10 protein-coding genes, 1 tRNA gene and 3 rRNA genes are annotated in these 13,586 nt (G+C 51.8%); 4 read left to right on the top strand and 10 right to left on the bottom strand.

Annotated features, from left to right (window positions below; genetic code table 11):
• Positions 1-83: 83 nt before the first annotated feature.
• Positions 84-713: a ribosome biogenesis GTP-binding protein YihA/YsxC gene (yihA, locus tag AM410_RS07085; protein WP_014172255.1), complete on the top strand. Its 630-nt coding sequence runs from the start codon at positions 84-86 to the stop codon at positions 711-713.
• A gap of 98 nt (positions 714-811) precedes the next feature.
• On the opposite strand, the gene AM410_RS24330 is transcribed toward yihA, so the two are convergent.
• The 3 genes from AM410_RS24330 to AM410_RS24095 all read right to left on the bottom strand — a co-directional run bounded on the left by AM410_RS24330 (position 812) and on the right by AM410_RS24095 (position 4,419).
• Positions 812-859, bottom strand: coding sequence for a spot 42 RNA, inhibition of DNA synthesis (locus AM410_RS24330; protein ID WP_071892919.1), 48 nt, complete (start codon positions 857-859; stop codon positions 812-814).
• Positions 860-1,025: 166 nt separating this feature from the next.
• Complete coding sequence (polA, locus tag AM410_RS07080; protein ID WP_041162918.1) at positions 1,026-3,818, bottom strand: DNA polymerase I; 2,793 nt, start codon at positions 3,816-3,818, stop codon at positions 1,026-1,028.
• 322 nt (positions 3,819-4,140) lie between these two features.
• A complete protein-coding gene (locus AM410_RS24095) occupies positions 4,141-4,419 on the bottom strand; it encodes a hypothetical protein (protein WP_226864116.1) in 279 nt (92 codons plus the stop codon).
• On the opposite strand from AM410_RS24095, the gene AM410_RS07075 reads away from it, so the two are divergent.
• Positions 4,316-5,167, top strand: a complete 852-nt coding sequence (locus AM410_RS07075; RefSeq protein ID WP_229216791.1) for an acyltransferase — start codon at positions 4,316-4,318, stop codon at positions 5,165-5,167. The two genes, AM410_RS24095 and AM410_RS07075, sit on opposite strands and share 104 nt — an antisense overlap.
• A gap of 24 nt (positions 5,168-5,191) precedes the next feature.
• On the opposite strand, the gene dsbA is transcribed toward AM410_RS07075, so the two are convergent.
• The 3 genes from dsbA to AM410_RS07060 form a co-directional block, all read right to left on the bottom strand.
• On the bottom strand, positions 5,192-5,815 hold the full coding sequence (gene dsbA / locus AM410_RS07070) for a thiol:disulfide interchange protein DsbA (protein ID WP_020883990.1): 624 nt from the start codon (positions 5,813-5,815) through the stop codon (positions 5,192-5,194).
• A 27-nt stretch (positions 5,816-5,842) separates the two neighbouring features.
• On the bottom strand, positions 5,843-6,829 hold the full coding sequence (locus tag AM410_RS07065) for a serine/threonine protein kinase (RefSeq protein WP_020883991.1): 987 nt from the start codon (positions 6,827-6,829) through the stop codon (positions 5,843-5,845).
• A gap of 75 nt (positions 6,830-6,904) precedes the next feature.
• Positions 6,905-7,174 carry a YihD family protein gene (locus AM410_RS07060; RefSeq protein ID WP_010436801.1) on the bottom strand — a complete coding sequence of 90 codons (270 nt, stop codon included), beginning with the start codon at positions 7,172-7,174 and terminating at the stop codon, positions 6,905-6,907.
• A gap of 68 nt (positions 7,175-7,242) precedes the next feature.
• Here AM410_RS07060 and mobA point away from each other — a divergent pair, with 68 nt between their 5' ends.
• Both mobA and mobB read left to right on the top strand, forming a co-directional pair.
• Positions 7,243-7,827 (top strand): molybdenum cofactor guanylyltransferase MobA, encoded by a 585-nt coding sequence (gene mobA / locus AM410_RS07055; RefSeq protein ID WP_073397745.1) that lies wholly within the window; start codon positions 7,243-7,245, stop codon positions 7,825-7,827.
• A complete protein-coding gene (mobB, locus tag AM410_RS07050) occupies positions 7,824-8,327 on the top strand; it encodes a molybdopterin-guanine dinucleotide biosynthesis protein MobB (RefSeq protein ID WP_014172262.1) in 504 nt (167 codons plus the stop codon). The genes mobA and mobB overlap by 4 nt, the downstream gene beginning before the upstream one ends.
• Positions 8,328-8,401: 74 nt before the next feature.
• Here mobB and rrf read toward each other — a convergent pair.
• The 4 genes from rrf to AM410_RS07030 form a co-directional block, all read right to left on the bottom strand.
• Positions 8,402-8,517: ribosomal RNA gene (gene rrf / locus AM410_RS07045) — 5S ribosomal RNA — on the bottom strand.
• 63 nt (positions 8,518-8,580) lie between these two features.
• Positions 8,581-11,486: ribosomal RNA gene (locus tag AM410_RS07040) — 23S ribosomal RNA — on the bottom strand.
• 192 nt (positions 11,487-11,678) lie between these two features.
• Positions 11,679-11,754 (bottom strand) — tRNA-Glu (locus AM410_RS07035).
• An 85-nt stretch (positions 11,755-11,839) separates the two neighbouring features.
• Positions 11,840-13,379: ribosomal RNA gene (locus tag AM410_RS07030) — 16S ribosomal RNA — on the bottom strand.
• The 16S, 23S and 5S rRNA genes sit together here with 1 tRNA gene alongside, the layout of an rRNA operon.
• Positions 13,380-13,586 lie beyond the last annotated feature (207 nt).

Genomic DNA, 13,586 nt, shown 5'->3' with positions numbered 1-13,586 from the left:
CTACAGGCACTGTGCAATCAAAAAAGTCTTTTGCCGGCATTCAGGTATAATCCCCCTCAGATTACGATTTTGGAGACGACCACGTGACTACCTGGAACTACCAACAGACGCATTTTGTCACCAGTGCGCCCGATATCCGCCACCTTCCTTCTGATACTGGCATTGAAGTGGCTTTTGCTGGCCGCTCTAACGCGGGGAAATCCAGCGCCCTGAATACGCTGACCAATCAGAAGAGCCTGGCGCGTACCTCAAAAACACCTGGCCGTACTCAGCTGATTAACCTGTTTGAAGTGGCAGAAGGCAAACGCCTGGTCGACTTACCGGGATATGGTTACGCGCAAGTACCGGAAGAGATGAAGATCAAATGGCAGCGCGCGCTGGGTGAATACCTGGAAAAACGCCAGTGCCTGAAAGGTCTGGTGGTGCTGATGGATATCCGCCATCCCCTGAAAGATCTTGATCAGCAGATGATCGACTGGGCTGTCTCAAGTGAGATAGCCGTGCTGGTACTGCTGACTAAAGCGGATAAACTGGCGAGCGGCGCGCGTAAAGCGCAGGTGAATATGGTTCGCGAAGCGGTGCTGGCTTTTAACGGCGACGTACAGGTGGAGCCGTTCTCCTCGCTGAAAAAGCAGGGTGTCGACAAGCTGCGTCAGAAGCTCGATAGCTGGTTCAACGAGCTGGAACCCGCGACGGAAGCGGAAGAAGAGTAATATCGAGCGCGGCGATGTCCGCGCTTTTTTTTGCCTGGATTTTTCTTTGCCGCAATAAAAAACGCCCCAGTCATTACTGACTGGGGCGGCTAAAATATTCAGCCAAATCCGATTACGTGAAGTAAAAGGTCTGAAAGATAGAACATCTTACCTCTGTACCCTACGCGAATAACTCTACCCCTTTTTTTGCTGTAGAAAAAGCACTTTTTGTAGTTTTTTTTCATTCTTTACATAGGGAATTCTAATGATCATCACAAAACGCACTTTGTTATGTTGCTAACTTACATAAAAAGCGCGTTATTGGCAGAACCCTTAGTGAGCTTGATCCCAGTTTTCACCGCTGCCCACTTCCACCAGCAACGGCACGTCAAGCGTCATGCTGCTTTCCATCAGTTCGTGGATCTTCTTCGACACAGCGTCCAGATCATCTTTGTGGACTTCGAATACCAGTTCATCGTGTACCTGCATGATCATCTTCACGCGTGGCTTCTCTTTTTCCAGCCACGCATCAACCGCAATCATCGCGCGCTTAATAATATCTGCCGCCGTCCCCTGCATCGGGGCGTTGATGGCAGCACGTTCTGCACCGGCACGACGTGCGGCGTTGCTTGATTTGATGTCCGGCAGATAAAGGCGACGACCATCCAGGGTTTCGACGTAGCCTTTCTCCTTCGCCTGTGCGCGGGTGCGTTCCATATATTCCAGCACGCCCGGATAACGCTCGAAGTAGAGATCCATATACTTCTGCGACTCTTTACGCGGAATGTTGAGCTGGCGCGAAAGGCCAAAGGCGCTCATGCCGTAGATCAGACCGAAGTTGATCGCCTTCGCACTGCGACGTTGCTCGTGAGTCACGCTGTCCAGCGGCAGCCCAAAGACTTCAGCCGCCGTTGCACGGTGGATATCTTTTCCTTCCGCAAAGGCCGTCAGCAGCCCCTTGTCGCGTGACAGGTGCGCCATAATACGCAACTCAATTTGCGAGTAGTCGGCCGAGACGATCAGGTAGTCGTCTGGCGCGATAAACGCCTGACGGATACGACGGCCTTCTTCATTGCGTACCGGGATGTTCTGCAGGTTTGGATCGGTCGAGGAGAGACGACCGGTCGCCGCCACAGCCTGATGATACGAGGTATGCACGCGGCCCGTTTTAGGGTTGATCATCAACGGCAGTTTATCGGTATAGGTAGACTTCAGCTTCGCCAGACCACGGTACTGGAGAATCACTTTTGGCAGCGGGTAATCCAGCGCCAGTTCCTCAAGCACTTCTTCAGACGTTGATGGCGCGCCGCCAGGGGTTTTCTTCAGCGGCTTAATTCCCTGTTTTTCAAACAGGATGGTCTGAAGCTGTTTCGGAGACGAAAGGTTAAACGGTTCGCCGGCAAGCTCATGCGCCTTCTGCTCAAGCTCGGTCAACCGCTGCGCCAGTTCTCCGGAGTGGTTATGCAGCACCGTCGGATCAATTTTTACGCCATTGCGCTCAATGCGCGAGAGCACAGGTACCAGCGGCATCTCAATGTGCTGGAACACGTTCAGCGGACCTTCGTGCTTCTGCAGTTTTGGCCACATCTTCAGGTGCAGTTGCAGCGTGACATCGGCGTCTTCGGCCGCGTAGCGACCCGCTTCTTCCAGGGCAATCTGATTGAAGGTGAGCTGGTTTTTACCTTTTCCGGCAATCTCTTCAAAGGTAATGGTCTTATGCTTAAGCCAACGGTCGGATAAAGAGTCCATATCATGACGACCCGCCACGCTGTCGAGAATGTAAGATTCCAGCATGGTATCGAATGCAATGCCGCGCAGCTCAATGCCATAGTTTTGCAGAATGCCGCGATCATATTTGAGGTTTTGCCCGACCTTAAGCGCCTTGTCATCTTCCAGAATCGGCTTCAACAGCTCCAGCACACGCTCACGCGGGATCTGATCAGGCGCATCGAGGTAATCATGTGCAACGGGCACATAGGCCGCCATTCCCGGCTCCGTCGCAAATGACAGGCCGACCATATTGGCGGAGATGTTATCGAGGCTGTCGGTTTCCGTGTCGAAGGCAAAGAACGGCGCTTTTTTGAGTTTCTCAATCCACGCCACCAGCTGTGACTCTTCAAGGAGGGTTTCGTAGTTGTCGAAAGAGAGCGCGATGGCCTCTTCTTCTGCCAGCTCTTCGGCATCAACGACAATCGTCTCCTTTGGCTTAGCGGCCGGTTTGGCCCCTTTTGCCTGCAGCCATTTACCGGCTTCCACGTCCGTGGTCCAGCGCTTGAATTCGTATTTCTTAAACAGGCTTAGCAGTTCGTCTGCGGAAGGCTGCTGCACTTCAAGCTGCTCACAACCCAGTTCCAGTTCAACATCGGTTTTAATGGTTGCCAGCTTATAGGAGAGATAAGCCACCTCTTTGTTCTCTTCCAGCTTTCCGGCCATGGTTTTTGCACCACGGAAGGAGAGGCCGGCGATTTTTTCCGGCTCCGCGTACAGTGTATCCAGCCCGCCCAATCCCTGAAGCAGCGCCTGGGCGGTCTTTTCACCCACGCCAGGGACACCTGGGATGTTATCCGAGGAGTCGCCCATCAGCGCGAGGAAGTCGATAATCAGCTCTGGCGGCACGCCATATTTTGTAACCACCTCTTCAGGCCCAAGGATGGTGTTGGTCATGGTGTTAATCAGGGTGATACCTGGCGTTACCAGCTGCGCCATATCTTTATCCCCTGTACTGATCAGTACCGGACGACCCATTTTTTCTGCTTCACGTGCCAGCGTGCCTATTACGTCATCGGCTTCGACCCCAGAGACGGCCAGCAGCGGCAAGCCCATCGCTTTTACCATCGCGTGCAGCGGTTCAATCTGCGCACGCAGATCGTCAGGCATTGGCGGACGGTGAGATTTGTAATGCTCAAAAAGCTCGTCGCGGAAGGTTTTACCTTTCGCATCAAACACCACTGCCGCATGGGTTGGCTGGTACTGAAGGATCAGGCTGCGCAGCATGTTTAGCACGCCGTACATTGCGCCGGTAGGTTCCCCTGCGCTATTGGTCAGAGGAGGAAACGCATGATACGCCCGATACAGGTAAGAAGAGCCGTCGACGAGAATAAGAGGGTTTTCTGGGATCTGAACCATAATGTCCGTGCCTTTAATCAATTTATGCGTAAAGGATGCCACAGAAGGATGAAAACATCAGTTATTAGCGCCAGATACAGGAAAAGATTTTGCGATCGTGAGGATCGCTCGCAAAAATAAATCTGTGGATAAGTTTGTGCATACTTTTACGTCATAGGAATAACAGACGCTAAAAGTACATACCTCATAATAAATAGATGCTATATATCATAGAGTTATTATGTTTCATTTGATCTTTATGGCCAATTGATGACAATTTAGTCTATGTGGATATAAGCCCAGGGCCGCATGCCGTTATAGCGAAATCTTCTGCTCCCGGGCGTTATCCCGCAACGCCTGGCATGAAAGCACCCTTATTTTGTCTGATTTCTGATAAAATCAGCGCCCTGCACCGGATAGCCGGCCGCTCACTTACAGCTAACCATCTGAAAAAGCTCATCATGTCGAGATTGCTCGCAGCAATAACATTACCTTTAAGCATCATTTTAACTATTCTGGTGACTGTCGCCTGTTCTGTGCCGATCATTGTTGCCGGCATCATTAAGTTGCTGCTGCCCGTGCCCGTGGTATGGCGAGCCGTATCCGCATTTTGTAATTTCATGATGTACTGCTGGTGTGAAGGACTGGCGTTCCTGTTGTACCTGAACCCACACCTGAAGTGGGATGTGGAAGGGCTTGAAGGCCTCAACAAAAAGAACTGGTACCTGCTTATCTGCAACCACCACAGCTGGGCAGACATCGTGGTGTTATGCGTGCTTTTCCGCAAACATATCCCGATGAACAAATACTTCCTGAAACAGCAGCTCGCCTGGGTGCCTTTTATCGGTCTGGCCTGCTGGGCGCTCGATATGCCGTTTATGAAACGCTATTCGCGCAGCTATTTGCTTCGTCATCCGGAGCGTCGTGGTAAAGATGTGGAAACCACGCGCCGTTCCTGCGAAAAATTTCGCGCGCATCCGACAACCATTGTGAACTTCGTGGAAGGCTCGCGCTTTACGGAAGAGAAGCGTCAACAAACTCGCTCTCCTTATCAGCACCTGCTGCCGCCCAAGGCTGCGGGCATTGCGATGGCGCTTAACGTGTTGGGCGCGCAGTTCGATAAATTACTCAACGTCACGCTCTGCTATCCGGAAAACGACAGGACACCGTTCTTCGATATGCTCAGCGGCAAGCTGACGCGGATCGTTGTACGTATCGAGCTGGTGCCGGTTGATGACGGGTTGCACGGGGATTACGTTAACGATAAGAATTTCAAACGTCTTTTCCAGCGTTGGCTGAATACGCTCTGGAATGAGAAAGATGAACAGATAGAAAAGATTAAATCTTCATACAAAAACGCCGGTCAGTGACCGGCGTTTTTTTCTTTATTGATCTTACTTCTTCTCGACCAGATATTTCACGGTATCCGCGTACTGCTGTACGAAGATATCCATGCTGCTGGTGTCCATGCCCTGCGTGTTCAGCTGATATTTGCCGTTAACATACATCGCCGGAACGCCCTGCAACTGAAGGTCTGCGGCGGCTTTTTCCTGCTGGGCTACCAGAGATTTCACCACAAAGCTGTTCCATGCCGCGTCGTATTCTTCACCTTTCACACCGGCATCCACGAAGACTTTACGGATATCTGCAGTCGTCTGAACTGTCTGGGTTTTCTGGACTGCTTCAAACATTGGTGCAGTGATCTTATCTTCCACGCCCAGCGCGATAGCTACCGCCCACGCCTGAGTCAGGTCTTTACCCAATGGGCCCAGGAACTCAACGTGATACTTGGTCATTTTGGTGCCTTCTGGAAGCTTTTTCTTCACGTTATCGGAAACATGCAGCACCTGCTCGAACTGATAGCAATGTGGGCAATAAAACGAGAAGAACTCCAGAACCTGTGGCTCGCCAGCGACTGGCTTTTCCAGTGTCGTATACTGTTTGCCGTCGGTAAACTGCGCAGCAGAAGCGCTAAATGCCAGAATCATACCTGCCAGCGCCAGCCAAATTTTTTTCATGATTAACTCTCTCCTGGGTGTGTCCAATTAATACATCGGCGTTAATTGCAGAGGGGGCTCCTTAAGAACCTTAACCTGCTCAGTAAATGTGGATATCTGGCTGCGCCAGTAATCCTCTCCGGTAAGCCACGGGAAATTACGGGGAAATGCAGGATCGTCCCAACGCCTGATTAACCATGCGAGATAATAAACAAAACGCATCGCGCGTAAAGGTTCAATCAGGACAATTTCGTCTGAATTAAAAGGGCTAAACTCTTCATAGGCCTCAATAATCGTTTCAAGCTGCATCCGTTGCTCAGCTTTATCGCCATTGAGCAGCATCCACAGGTCCTGAACCGCTGGCCCCATACGTGCATCATCGAGATCGACGAACAGCGGGCCATCACGCCAGAGAATATTACCAGCGTGACAATCGCCGTGCAGACGCAAAACGGAAATATCATCGCGCCAGCAGGTTTTCACCGCATCAATAAGTTTATCGGTCGCGTTGAGGAAATTATCCTTAAGCGCTTTGGGGATTAGCGCCGAGGTTTCAAATACCTGACGAGGTTCAAGCAGGTATTCCTGAATACCGATTGTCGGACGGGCAATAAAGTCTTCTTTGCGTCCCGTCTGGTGAATGCGTCCCAGATATCGGGCAACCCACTCCATCTGATCGATATTATCCGCTTCAAACTGGCGGCCCCCCAGGCTTGGGAATACGGCGTAGTAAAACCCTTCGTGGGTGAGCAGCGTTTGGTTATTAAATTTAAGCGGCGCGGCAACGGGAACATCATCATCCAGCAGATCGTGAGCAAACTGGTGCTCTTCCTGAATTTGTTCTGCGGACCAACGTTGAGGGCGATAGAACTTTACGACGAAGCGCTGACGATCCTCGTCCTGAAACTGATAGACGCGGTTTTCGTAGCTATTTAAGGGGGTTAGCCCGGAATCCACCCGAATACCCTGTTCAAACAGCGCATCCATAATGGTATCCGGGTGTAATGTCTGGAAAGTAAAAGCCTGGTCGTTCATCCGATCATCCGGAAATTATACGAATGATTCAGGATATCATCTTGTGGCGATTTCGGTGCCGCCGCTTACAAGCTTTTACTCTTTAATTACGCCACGTGCGCGCAGCAACGCGGTTTTAAAATCTTCCTCATAATCTTTCTGAATACCAGGAATAACAGCGTCTTTGGCAGAGTCGCGCATTTTGAGATGGTAGATCAGGATATCGTCAGAAAGGTCTGTCAGTTCGCCGTCAAAACCTGACTCTTTCGCCAGTTTCTGTAAAAATTGCATCAGATTAAGCTCTGGTTCTTTTTGCCAGGCCGGCTGGAGGAGTTCAATGACTTCATTCAGACGTTTACATTTCATGGTGGTGCTCCTTTCATTGAGAGTGACACGTTAGCAGGGTCAATCCCACAATAAAAGAGGCGATATTCATGAATCATGGCCAACAAATAATCGGCGTTGTTCTGGCGGGTGGCAAGGCAACCCGAATGGGGGGGAAAGATAAAGGTCTTCAGCTCCTTAACGGTAAGCCACTCTGGCAGCATGTCGCTGATACGCTTGCGGGCCAGGTCATGACAATGGCCATCAGCGCTAACAGGCATAGAGATGTTTATCAGCGTAGCGGGTATCCCGTTTACGAGGATACCCAGGAGAATTACCCCGGGCCGCTGGCCGGTATACTTTCGGTTATGCAGCAGTCGCACGGGGAGTGGTTTATCTTCTGTCCGTGTGATACCCCGTTTATTCCGTCTTGTCTTGTCGAACGCATGGTACGGCTTCGTGGTAGCGCACCCGTTGTCTGGGCTCATGACGGTGAACGCGACCACCCTGCTGTTGCGTTGATCCACCGTTCGTTAGTTCCGGCGTTACAGGAGTACCTGACGGCAGGAGAGCGCAGGGTGATGACTTTTATGCGCCAGTCAGGCGGCCATCCCGTTGATTTTAGCGATTTGAAGTCGGCGTTTATGAACGTCAATACCACAGAAGATTTGCAGATGATGCAGGAGAAAAAATGATACCTGTTTTGGCCATTTCAGCCTGGAGTGGTACCGGGAAAACGACGCTGCTGAAAAAACTGATCCCTGCGCTTTGCGCTAAAGGTGTTCGCCCCGGATTAATTAAGCATACGCATCACAATATGGATGTCGATAAGCCGGGAAAAGACAGCTATGAGCTGCGTAAGGCGGGAGCAGCCCAAACGATGGTGGCGAGTGATCAGCGCTGGGCATTGATGACTGAAACACCGGATGAAGCGCCGCTGGATCTCATGTATCTGGTTAGCCGGATGGATCTCTCTACTCTGGATCTGGTGCTGGTTGAGGGGTTTAAGCATGACGCGGTGGCGAAGATCCTGCTGTTCAGAAGCCATGCCGGGCATGATGTTCACGAGCTGACGCTCGATGAGCATGTAATTGCAGTCGCCAGTGACGTAGCCCTGGATCTGGAGATACCGGTACTGGATTTGAATAACGTTGAGGAGATCGCCGCGTTTATTTTGAATTGGTGTGCAGTCTGATGCCGCCTTCGGCGACGGAAAAAAACAAAAGCAAAAAACCCCGCACCATACGGTACGGGGTTCTTTTAATTGATGCCTGGCAGTTCCCTACTCTCGCATGGGGAGACCCCACACTACCATCGGCGCTACGGCGTTTCACTTCTGAGTTCGGCATGGGGTCAGGTGGGACCACCGCGCTAAAGCCGCCAGGCAAATTCTGTTAATCTGTATCAGCTGAAAATCTCTCTCATCGCCAAAACATCTTCGGCGTTGTAAGGTTAAGCCTCACGGTTCATTAGTATCGGTTAGCTCAACGCATCGCTGCGCTTACACACCCGACCTATCAACGTCGTAGTCTTCAACGTTCCTTCAGGAGACTTAAAGTCTCAGGGAGAACTCATCTCGGGGCAAGTTTCGTGCTTAGATGCTTTCAGCACTTATCTCTTCCGCATTTAGCTACCGGGCAGTGCCATTGGCATGACAACCCGAACACCAGTGATGCGTCCACTCCGGTCCTCTCGTACTAGGAGCAGCCCCCCTCAATTCTCCAGCGCCCACGGCAGATAGGGACCGAACTGTCTCACGACGTTCTAAACCCAGCTCGCGTACCACTTTAAATGGCGAACAGCCATACCCTTGGGACCTACTTCAGCCCCAGGATGTGATGAGCCGACATCGAGGTGCCAAACACCGCCGTCGATATGAACTCTTGGGCGGTATCAGCCTGTTATCCCCGGAGTACCTTTTATCCGTTGAGCGATGGCCCTTCCATTCAGAACCACCGGATCACTATGACCTGCTTTCGCACCTGCTCGAGCCGTCACTCTCGCAGTCAAGCTAGCTTATGCCATTGCACTAACCTCCTGATGTCCGACCAGGATTAGCTAACCTTCGTGCTCCTCCGTTACTCTTTGGGAGGAGACCGCCCCAGTCAAACTACCCACCAGACACTGTCCGCAACCCGGATTACGGGTCTACGTTAGAACACCAGCCATTAAAGGGTGGTATTTCAAGGTTGGCTCCACGCAGACTGGCGTCCACGCTTCAAAGCCTCCCACCTATCCTACACATCAAGGACCAGTGTTCAGTGTCAAGCTATAGTAAAGGTTCACGGGGTCTTTCCGTCTTGCCGCGGGTACACTGCATCTTCACAGCGAGTTCAATTTCACTGAGTCTCGGGTGGAGACAGCCTGGCCATCATTACGCCATTCGTGCAGGTCGGAACTTACCCGACAAGGAATTTCGCTACCTTAGGACCGTTATAGTTACGGCCGCCGTTTACCGGGGCTTCGATCAAGAGCTTCGCGTTGCCGCTAACCCCATCAATTAACCTTCCGGCACCGGGCAGGCGTCACACCGTATACGTCCACTTTCGTGTTTGCACAGTGCTGTGTTTTTAATAAACAGTTGCAGCCAGCTGGTATCTTCGACTGATTTCAGCTCCACCCGCAGGGGCTTCACCTACATATCAGCGTGCCTTCTCCCGAAGTTACGGCACCATTTTGCCTAGTTCCTTCACCCGAGTTCTCTCAAGCGCCTTGGTATTCTCTACCTGACCACCTGTGTCGGTTTGGGGTACGATTTGATGTTACCTGATGCTTAGAGGCTTTTCCTGGAAGCAGGGCATTTGTTACTTCAGCACCGTAGTGCCTCGTCATCACACCTCAGCGTTAATAAGGTACCGGATTTACCTGGAACCTCCGCCTACATGCTTAAACCGGGACAACCGTCGCCCGGCTAACATAGCCTTCTCCGTCCCCCCTTCGCAGTAACACCAAGTACAGGAATATTAACCTGTTTCCCATCGACTACGCCTTTCGGCCTCGCCTTAGGGGTCGACTCACCCTGCCCCGATTAACGTTGGACAGGAACCCTTGGTCTTCCGGCGAGCGGGCTTTTCACCCGCTTTATCGTTACTTATGTCAGCATTCGCACTTCTGATACCTCCAGCACCCCTCACAGGACACCTTCAACGGCTTACAGAACGCTCCCCTACCCAACAACGCATAAGCGTCGCTGCCGCAGCTTCGGTGCATGGTTTAGCCCCGTTACATCTTCCGCGCAGGCCGACTCGACCAGTGAGCTATTACGCTTTCTTTAAATGATGGCTGCTTCTAAGCCAACATCCTGGCTGTCTGTGCCTTCCCACATCGTTTCCCACTTAACCATGACTTTGGGACCTTAGCTGGCGGTCTGGGTTGTTTCCCTCTTCACGACGGACGTTAGCACCCGCCGTGTGTCTCCCGTGATAACATTCTTCGGTATTCGTAGTTTGCATCGGGTTGGTAAGCCGGGATGGCCCCCTAGCCGAAACAGTGCTCTACCCCCGAAGATGAGTTCACGAGGCGCTACCTAAATAGCTTTCGGGGAGAACCAGCTATCTCCCGGTTTGATTGGCCTTTCACCCCCAGCCACAAGTCATCCGCTAATTTTTCAACATTAGTCGGTTCGGTCCTCCAGTTAGTGTTACCCAACCTTCAACCTGCCCATGGCTAGATCACCGGGTTTCGGGTCTATACCCTGCAACTTAACGCCCAGTTAAGACTCGGTTTCCCTTCGGCTCCCCTATACGGTTAACCTTGCTACAGAATATAAGTCGCTGACCCATTATACAAAAGGTACGCAGTCACCCCATAAAGAGGCTCCCACTGCTTGTACGTACACGGTTTCAGGTTCTTTTTCACTCCCCTCGCCGGGGTTCTTTTCGCCTTTCCCTCACGGTACTGGTTCACTATCGGTCAGTCAGGAGTATTTAGCCTTGGAGGATGGTCCCCCCATATTCAGACAGGATACCACGTGTCCCGCCCTACTCTTCGAGTTCACAGCCTGTGTGCTTTCGTGTACGGGACTGTCACCCTGTACCGTGCGACTTTCCAGACGCTTCCACTAACACACAAGCTGATTCAGACTCTGGGCTGCTCCCCGTTCGCTCGCCGCTACTGGGGGAATCTCGGTTGATTTCTTTTCCTCGGGGTACTTAGATGTTTCAGTTCCCCCGGTTCGCCTCGTTAACCTATGTATTCAGTTAACGATAGTGTGTCGGAACACACTGGGTTTCCCCATTCGGACATCGCCGGGTCAAAGGTTCATATCACCTCGCCGGCGCTTTTCGCAGATTAGCACGTCCTTCATCGCCTCTGACTGCCAGGGCATCCACCGTGTACGCTTAGTCGCTTAACCTCACAACCCGAAGATGTTTCTTTCGATTCATCACCGGTTTGCGAAAATTTGAGAGACTCGAACACACATTAACTGTGTGTCGTTTCAATTTTCAGCTTGATCCAGATTTTTAAAGAGCAAATATCTCAAACGTCACCCTAAGATGAGTTTTGAGATATGTCGGCAGGTGACTTTCACTCACGAACCAGCAAGTGGCGTCCCCTAGGGGATTCGAACCCCTGTTACCGCCGTGAAAGGGCGGTGTCCTGGGCCTCTAGACGAAGGGGACACTGAAGTCTCAATCGCAAGACGCCTTGCTATTTACTTTTCATCAGACAATCTGTGTGGACACTACAAAGGCAGGTTCTTTAAGGTAAGGAGGTGATCCAACCGCAGGTTCCCCTACGGTTACCTTGTTACGACTTCACCCCAGTCATGAATCACAAAGTGGTAAGCGCCCTCCCGAAGGTTAAGCTACCTACTTCTTTTGCAACCCACTCCCATGGTGTGACGGGCGGTGTGTACAAGGCCCGGGAACGTATTCACCGTAGCATTCTGATCTACGATTACTAGCGATTCCGACTTCATGGAGTCGAGTTGCAGACTCCAATCCGGACTACGACGCACTTTATGAGGTCCGCTTGCTCTCGCGAGTTCGCTTCTCTTTGTATGCGCCATTGTAGCACGTGTGTAGCCCTACTCGTAAGGGCCATGATGACTTGACGTCATCCCCACCTTCCTCCAGTTTATCACTGGCAGTCTCCTTTGAGTTCCCGGCCGGACCGCTGGCAACAAAGGATAAGGGTTGCGCTCGTTGCGGGACTTAACCCAACATTTCACAACACGAGCTGACGACAGCCATGCAGCACCTGTCTCAGAGTTCCCGAAGGCACCAATCCATCTCTGGAAAGTTCTCTGGATGTCAAGAGTAGGTAAGGTTCTTCGCGTTGCATCGAATTAAACCACATGCTCCACCGCTTGTGCGGGCCCCCGTCAATTCATTTGAGTTTTAACCTTGCGGCCGTACTCCCCAGGCGGTCGACTTAACGCGTTAGCTCCGGAAGCCACGCCTCAAGGGCACAACCTCCAAGTCGACATCGTTTACGGCGTGGACTACCAGGGTATCTAATCCTGTTTGCTCCCCACGCTTTCGCACCTGAGCGTCAGTCTTTGTCCAGGGGGCCGCCTTCGCCACCGGTATTCCTCCAGATCTCTACGCATTTCACCGCTACACCTGGAATTCTACCCCCCTCTACAAGACTCTAGCCTGCCAGTTTCGAATGCAGTTCCCAGGTTGAGCCCGGGGATTTCACATCCGACTTGACAGACCGCCTGCGTGCGCTTTACGCCCAGTAATTCCGATTAACGCTTGCACCCTCCGTATTACCGCGGCTGCTGGCACGGAGTTAGCCGGTGCTTCTTCTGCGGGTAACGTCAATTGCTGTGGTTATTAACCACAACACCTTCCTCCCCGCTGAAAGTACTTTACAACCCGAAGGCCTTCTTCATACACGCGGCATGGCTGCATCAGGCTTGCGCCCATTGTGCAATATTCCCCACTGCTGCCTCCCGTAGGAGTCTGGACCGTGTCTCAGTTCCAGTGTGGCTGGTCATCCTCTCAGACCAGCTAGGGATCGTCGCCTAGGTGAGCCATTACCCCACCTACTAGCTAATCCCATCTGGGCACATCTGATGGCAAGAGGCCCGAAGGTCCCCCTCTTTGGTCTTGCGACGTTATGCGGTATTAGCTACCGTTTCCAGTAGTTATCCCCCTCCATCAGGCAGTTTCCCAGACATTACTCACCCGTCCGCCACTCGTCACCCGAGAGCAAGCTCTCTGTGCTACCGTTCGACTTGCATGTGTTAGGCCTGCCGCCAGCGTTCAATCTGAGCCATGATCAAACTCTTCAATTTAAGTTTGATGCTCGTGAATTAAACTTCGTAATGAATTACGTATGTTCACTCAGAGACTTGGTATTCATTTTTTGTCCGAAGACATTAAGAATCCATGTCACTTTGAGTGCCCACACAGATTGTCTGATAAATTGTTAAAGAGCAGTGCCGCTTCGTTTTCGCTGCGGCGCGGGGTGTGCATATTACGCTTTCCCGCTTCAGAGTCAA

The sequence above is a fragment of the Enterobacter cloacae complex sp. FDA-CDC-AR_0164 genome, assembly GCF_003071645.1.
Lineage (GTDB): Bacteria > Pseudomonadota > Gammaproteobacteria > Enterobacterales > Enterobacteriaceae > Enterobacter > Enterobacter ludwigii.
The sequence above is the reverse complement of the archived record's forward strand: the minus strand, read 5'-3'. Positions and strand labels throughout refer to the sequence as shown.

What these genes read in the sequence shown, in the direction of transcription:
- polA (WP_041162918.1), bottom strand. Translation starts at nt 3,818, where the DNA reads ATGGTTCAGATCCCAGAAAACCCTCTTATTCTCGTCGACGGCTCTTCT.
- AM410_RS24095 (WP_226864116.1), bottom strand. Translation starts at nt 4,419, where the DNA reads ATGAAATTACAAAATGCGGATACGGCTCGCCATACCACGGGCACGGGC.
- dsbA (WP_020883990.1), bottom strand. Translation starts at nt 5,815, where the DNA reads ATGAAAAAAATTTGGCTGGCGCTGGCAGGTATGATTCTGGCATTTAGC.
- AM410_RS07065 (WP_020883991.1), bottom strand. Translation starts at nt 6,829, where the DNA reads ATGAACGACCAGGCTTTTACTTTCCAGACATTACACCCGGATACCATT.
- AM410_RS07060 (WP_010436801.1), bottom strand. Translation starts at nt 7,174, where the DNA reads ATGAAATGTAAACGTCTGAATGAAGTCATTGAACTCCTCCAGCCGGCC.
- mobA (WP_073397745.1), top strand. Translation starts at nt 7,243, where the DNA reads ATGAATCATGGCCAACAAATAATCGGCGTTGTTCTGGCGGGTGGCAAG.
- mobB (WP_014172262.1), top strand. Translation starts at nt 7,824, where the DNA reads ATGATACCTGTTTTGGCCATTTCAGCCTGGAGTGGTACCGGGAAAACG.